Genomic DNA, 5,951 nt, shown 5'->3' with positions numbered 1-5,951 from the left:
ACAAGAAAAAAGAAGAGAAAATTAAGGATCTTAAAGAGTTCATTGCACGGTTCAGCGCCAATGCTTCCAAGTCAAAACAGGCGACATCCCGTAAGAAATTACTTGATAAGATTACGTTGGATGATCTTCAACCGTCCTCTCGTAAATATCCTTATATTTCTTTCAATGCAGATCGTGAAATTGGAAATGATCTACTGACAGTGGAGAACCTATCGAAAACGATTGATGGAGTCAAGGTTCTTGATAACGTAAGCTTCACCCTTAACAAAGATGATAAAGTCGCTCTAGTTGGTTCGAACGAGACGGCTAAAACGGCACTGTTCCAAATTTTGATGGGAGAAATGGAACCCGATGAAGGGACGTACAAATGGGGTGTGACGACATCTCAAAGTTATTTCCCTAAAGATAACTCTAAGTTCTTCGAAGGTTCCGACTTAAGCCTTGTACAATGGTTGCGTCAATATTCCCCAGAGGATGAAACAGAAACATTTCTACGTAGTTTCCTAGGGCGTATGCTGTTCTCAGGAGAAGAAGCGTTGAAAAAAGCGAAGGTTCTTTCTGGAGGAGAGAAAGTACGCTGTATGCTTTCTAAAATGATGCTCTCAGGTGCTAACGTATTACTTTTAGATGAGCCGACCAACCACTTGGATCTCGAGTCCATTACCTCGCTGAACAAGGGTCTCATTAATTTCAAAGGATCCGTCATTTTCGCTTCTCATGACCATGAATTCATTCAGACGATTGCGAACCGGATCATTGAAATCACTCCGAATGGCATCATCGATAAAGAGATGACCTACGATGAATATTTAGCAGATCCAGAAATTCAAAAACGGTCTGCAGCCTTAACTGAATAATGTAAAAAACCTGCCATGAACTGGCAGGTTTTTTTATTTTTCTACCTTTACAGCTATGTATTTCCATGTAGAAACCGACAAGAGAAAGCGTTTCTTGCAAAGTAATCGCATAAAAAGTTGTCGAAATCATGAAGATTTACACTCTTTTTGCTGTTGTATAGGCAAATTCTCTCGCTCTGTAACCTCTATGAAATGTTGATGTTATTTTTGCAATCAAACTGTTAGGTTCCTGTTCTTAAAATCTACTGAGATTCTGATAGTCTAGTAATTGTGAAATGAACAACGCGCAATCACGTGATAAGCAACACTTAAGAGGAGGCAGAATTTCAAATGAAAAAAACAGTCTTAACTGTAGCGGCTACTGTAGCATTAACAGGGGCCTTCGCGACGTCTGTCAGTGCCGAGGAATATACAATTAATAAAGGTGACACTCTTTGGAGTATTTCCCAAAACTATAATGTGTCTGTCGATCAATTGAAATCTTGGAACGGATTGAATTCCAATTTAATCTATCCTAATCAAACATTAACCGTTTCCAGCGATTCCAAAACATCGACTTCATCTAATAAATCAAGTAACGCATCTACTTACACAGTAAAATCCGGTGATACACTTTGGAGCATTTCTCAGAAGTACGGAATCTCAGTTGATCAGCTGATGTCTTGGAATAATCTATCTTCTACAATGATTTATCCAGGAGATCAATTCTCTGTAAAAGGAGAAGTTTCCCCTGCATCTACGAAGTCTAGTAATTCTGGCAGCAGCTCCAGCAATAGCAGTTCCAGTAATTCAACAGCTACTCAGACAAGCTCAAGCGAGGATTCAAGTAACGATGTTGTAAAAGAATTCACTGCTGAAGCGACAGCTTATACTGCGTTTTGCACAGGATGCAGCGGTGTAACTGCTACTGGTATCGATCTTCGTGCCAATCCTAATCAAAAAGTCATTGCTGTAGACCCAGATGTCATTCCACTAGGTTCTAAAGTATATGTGGAAGGTTACGGTACAGCAATCGCTGGTGATACAGGTGGAGCAATCAACGGAAACCGAATTGACGTTTTCATGCCTGATCGTGAAGACGCACTCGCATTCGGCCGTAAATCAGTTAAAGTACAAGTCCTAAGTGAATAGTTGGAAGCAATTTTCTCTACTTGCTTGTATCTTATATAATAAACCCCACTTTCGTTGAAAAGTGGGGTTTTGTTGTTCTTATTGTTTTGAGTTAGGAGCGGTTATTGATAGACTAATAGCACATCTATAGGAAGAAGGGAGTTTTTCATAATGAGAGCTATCGTCCATGAAGGAAAAACTGGTTTTGAAGGGTTATCTGTAAAAGAGGTTGAACGACCATCCATTGGAAACAAGGACGTACTTGTGAAAGTACATACCGCGGGAATGAATCGTAGAGATGTGGCAGTCGTAACGAAGCGCCACCAGGCCGAAGATCCAGCCTTGATTCCGGGTTCAGATGCATCGGGTACGATTGAAGCCATCGGTGAAGGAGTAACCAAATTTGAGGCTGGGGATGAAGTAGTGATTAACCCAGGGCTTGGGTGGCAGGAAAATAGCGATGCCCCTCCAGAAGGATTTGAGATTGTTGGTTTGCCTGACAATGGCACGTTTGCAGAGTATTATTCTTGTACAGAAGATCATGTGGAAAGAAAACCTTCTCATTTGAGTTTTGAAGAAGCGGGTGTACTACCTTTAGCTGCTTTAACTGCCTACCGGGCTTTATTCACTCGAGGACAGCTGAAAGCAGATCAAACGGTTCTACTTCCTGGAATTGGGAGCGGTGTACTGACTTTTGCTTTGAAATTTTCAAAAGCTCTAGGAGCGCGAGTGATCGTGACTTCGAGATCCTCAGAAAAACAAAAAGAAGCACTTGCCCTTGGAGCTGATCGAGCTATTGATACGAATTGTGACTGGAATGAAGAACTTTCCGATGAAACCGTCGACCTGCTTATAGAAAGTATCGGGGAAGCTACTTTTGAAAAATCACTTAACGTCATTCGAAAAGGGGGAACGATTGTCACCTTTGGAGCGACGACAGATGATCAAGTTCAAATTAATATTCGTCAATTCTTCTATGGTCAGTACAATTTACTTGGATCAACCATGGGGAGTGCAGAAGAGTTCCGTGAAATGCTTACATTTATTGAAGAAGAGCAGATCAAACCACAATTGGATCGTTTATTTAAATTAGAAGAATATAAAGAAGCATTTGAATACTTGAGGGATACGAAGAATTTCGGGAAAATCGGATTTTCTTTAAAGCGCTAAATTTTTAACAGTTAGCTAATAAGGCTGACCATTTATTCTTGATTCAAACTTAGTAGCAACTCCGAATTCAAAAACCAAACCGAAAAAACATACAATAATCGAACGAATGTGCGTATGATTGGACAATTCATCCACCTCTTATTGTAAAATAAAGTTAAGACTTTATTGGTAAGGGGTGGATGATTTTGTCTCACAAGAATAACCCGAAGCGTTTTGCACTTAATATGAGTGCAGCTCAATTTACAAAGTTTTATATTATGCATTTGCTGCAAGTTCATCAGCCAATGATCAGTGAACATTTTAAAGGTGAATTTAAATCTTTGACGAAAAATTGGATCCCCGCACCATCGACTTTACTAGACACATTGCATGAAATGACCGAGGAAGGTTTATTGTATCGTAAAGAAGATTATAAGTCTCATGATAAGAAGAGACAGAAAGTGTACTGGTATTACTTGACCGATCAAGGGAAGGAAGAATTTGATGTGCTTAAGAAGAAGTATAAAATATTATTTGAAGAACAATTGCAGGTACTGAATCAAATTATGAAAGACGTTTACTAAGAAATCATCAACAAAGAGGTGTCGATCATGAAACTTGGGGTTTTAGACCAAAGTCCGGTTTCCAAAGGACAAACGGCAGGAGAGGCCCTACAGCAATCCATCGAGCTGGCTCAGTATACAGAAGAACTAGGCTATAGCCGTTATTGGGTAGCCGAACACCACAACACAAATGGTTTAGCAAGTACATCTCCTGAAATTCTAATCGGGCAGATTCTAGCCTCTACAAACCGAATTCGGGTCGGGTCTGGCGGAGTGCTGCTGCCGCAGTATAGTCCATTAAAAGTAGCAGAGACTTTCCGTATGCTTGAAAGTTTTTATCCAGGACGAGTAGACCTGGGGCTAGGTCGGTCTCCTGGAGGAGGTAGTAAAACACGGCTTGCTCTGACCGATAATATCGAAAAACCACTAAGTTCTTTTTCGAGACAAGTAAAAGAGCTACAGAAATTCTTGTACGAAACGATATCCAAAGGGGAGGTCCATTTTGGTGTGCATGCAAGACCGGACACTCCAAATCAGCCGGAATTATGGGTCTTAGGTTTGACGGATAGAGGGGCAAGACACGCTGCAGTTAATGGTACTGGCTTTACGTTCGGTTATTTTATTAACCCGTCTCATGCAGATGAAGCTATAAAAGTTTACAGGGAGAAATTTAAACCATCAGTCGGTTTGAAATCACCAAAGCTGAACACTTGTATATTTGTCATATGTGCCGAGACAGATCAAGAAGCAGAAGAAATGGCTTTAAGTCAAGATATGTGGCTGCTTCAAGTGGAACAGGGAATTGAAACCCGGGTGCCTTCTATTGATGAAGTGAAACATCATTCATTTTCGGATAGAGAGAAAGAGAAAATAAAACAGAATAGAAATCGCTGCATTATTGGAACACCAAAGAAAGTACATAAGGAGCTCAGGAGATTAGCTGATACTTATGGGATCGATGAATTTCTCGTCATTACGAATGTGTATGATTTTGAGAAGAAAAAGAAATCTTATCGTTTAATCTCCCAGGAGGTAAACCGTTAAAACTTGGGCACAAGCCTATTCGCGAGATTTTCTCCTACTTTTACCCATACCGTACCCCCTCCGTCAGCATATAAAGAAGTAAAGGGGGGAATTGGAATGAGTAGAGGTTATGGTGGCGGTTTCGCGCTTCTTGTTGTTTTGTTTATTCTCCTAATTATTGTAGGAGCTGCTTGGTGGTATTAATTGATAAAAGTGTGGCTTAGGCCACGCTTTTTTCGATTCTCTAGAAACATGCTTCCCATTTCATTCGCATGAGGAGTACGCTATAATAAAAGACATTACGTTTTTTAAAGGATGGAATGAAATGAATCATCAAATACTTGGAACTATACAAAAAGCTAAAGTATTAAAAAAAATCGTTGAAGGGTTCGTCGTTACAGTTCAAGATTCAGAAGTAACCTTACCTGATGAATATGCCAGCGATGACATCGAATTGGATCAAGATGTGGAAGTCTTTCTTTACGAAAATAAGAAAGGACAAGCTGTCGCGACTATGAATCTCCCTGAAGCAACGAAGGATGCGTACGGATGGGCAGAAGTTGTAGAGGTACTGCCGCATATGGGAGTGTTCGTGAATATTGGACTTGAGGATAAGGATATCTTAGTCTCCAGTGACAATCTCCCTTTACTGAAATCTGTCTGGCCTAAAGAAGGAGACAATTTATTCGTAAGTTTAGAAGCGGATAAGAAAGGAAGATTATTAGCTGAGCCGATATCTGAGTATGAGGTTATTGAAGACTTGGAGAAAGCTCCAGATTCTCTTCTTCATACAGTTATTGCAGCACGAGTGTATCGCTCGACAAAGGCTGGATCAGCTATCCTTACAGAAGAGGGTTACCGAGGGTTTATCCATCCTCATGAAAGAAAAGACGAGCCGAGGCTTGGCGAAACGGTTGAAGGAAGAGTCATCGATGTGAAAGAAGATGGTACCATCAATGTTTCTTTGCGACCGTTAAAGCAAGAAAGCATGAAAGAAGATGCAGATGTTATCTTTGATTATCTCATCGAAAATGATGGGGTTATGGAGCTCCACGATAAAAGCGATCCTCAAGAGATCCGAGAAAGATTCCACATTAGTAAAGCCGCATTCAAACGCGCATTAGGTCAGCTGATGAAGGATGGAAAAATTGAGCAAAAAGAAGGAAGAACAACCATCAAACACGATTAACTCTTTATTCAAACTAAGTAGCAACTCCGAATTCAAAATAAAAAAACTAACAATAACAAA

At 40.3% G+C, this 5,951-nt stretch carries 7 protein-coding genes; all 7 read left to right on the top strand.

From position 1 onward, the window contains the following. On the top strand, nucleotides 1-857 hold an 857-nt coding region (locus LD39_RS18830), incomplete at its 5' end, for an ABC-F family ATP-binding cassette domain-containing protein (protein ID WP_035551713.1). Nucleotides 858-1,187: 330 nt separating this feature from the next. Further along, nucleotides 1,188-1,988, top strand: coding sequence for a 3D domain-containing protein (locus tag LD39_RS18825; protein ID WP_035551709.1), 801 nt, complete (start codon nucleotides 1,188-1,190; stop codon nucleotides 1,986-1,988). A 150-nt stretch (nucleotides 1,989-2,138) separates the two neighbouring features. Continuing rightward, a complete protein-coding gene (locus LD39_RS18820; RefSeq protein ID WP_035551708.1) occupies nucleotides 2,139-3,137 on the top strand; it encodes a zinc-binding dehydrogenase in 999 nt (332 codons plus the stop codon). A gap of 179 nt (nucleotides 3,138-3,316) precedes the next feature. Then, nucleotides 3,317-3,700: a helix-turn-helix transcriptional regulator gene (locus LD39_RS18815; protein ID WP_231572618.1), complete on the top strand. Its 384-nt coding sequence runs from the start codon at nucleotides 3,317-3,319 to the stop codon at nucleotides 3,698-3,700. Nucleotides 3,701-3,724: 24 nt separating this feature from the next. Continuing rightward, nucleotides 3,725-4,723, top strand: a complete 999-nt coding sequence (locus LD39_RS18810) for an LLM class flavin-dependent oxidoreductase (protein ID WP_035551716.1) — start codon at nucleotides 3,725-3,727, stop codon at nucleotides 4,721-4,723. Between the two features lie 96 nt (nucleotides 4,724-4,819). Then, a complete protein-coding gene (locus LD39_RS18805; protein ID WP_035551702.1) occupies nucleotides 4,820-4,906 on the top strand; it encodes a YjcZ family sporulation protein in 87 nt (28 codons plus the stop codon). A gap of 121 nt (nucleotides 4,907-5,027) precedes the next feature. Beyond that, nucleotides 5,028-5,891, top strand: a complete 864-nt coding sequence (locus LD39_RS18800) for a S1 RNA-binding domain-containing protein (RefSeq protein WP_035551700.1) — start codon at nucleotides 5,028-5,030, stop codon at nucleotides 5,889-5,891. The last annotated feature ends 60 nt before the right edge of the window (nucleotides 5,892-5,951 follow it).

This window comes from Halobacillus sp. BBL2006, assembly GCF_000786645.1.
Lineage (GTDB): Bacteria > Bacillota > Bacilli > Bacillales > Halobacillaceae > Halobacillus.
This window is presented reverse-complemented; position numbering and strand designations above follow the sequence as displayed.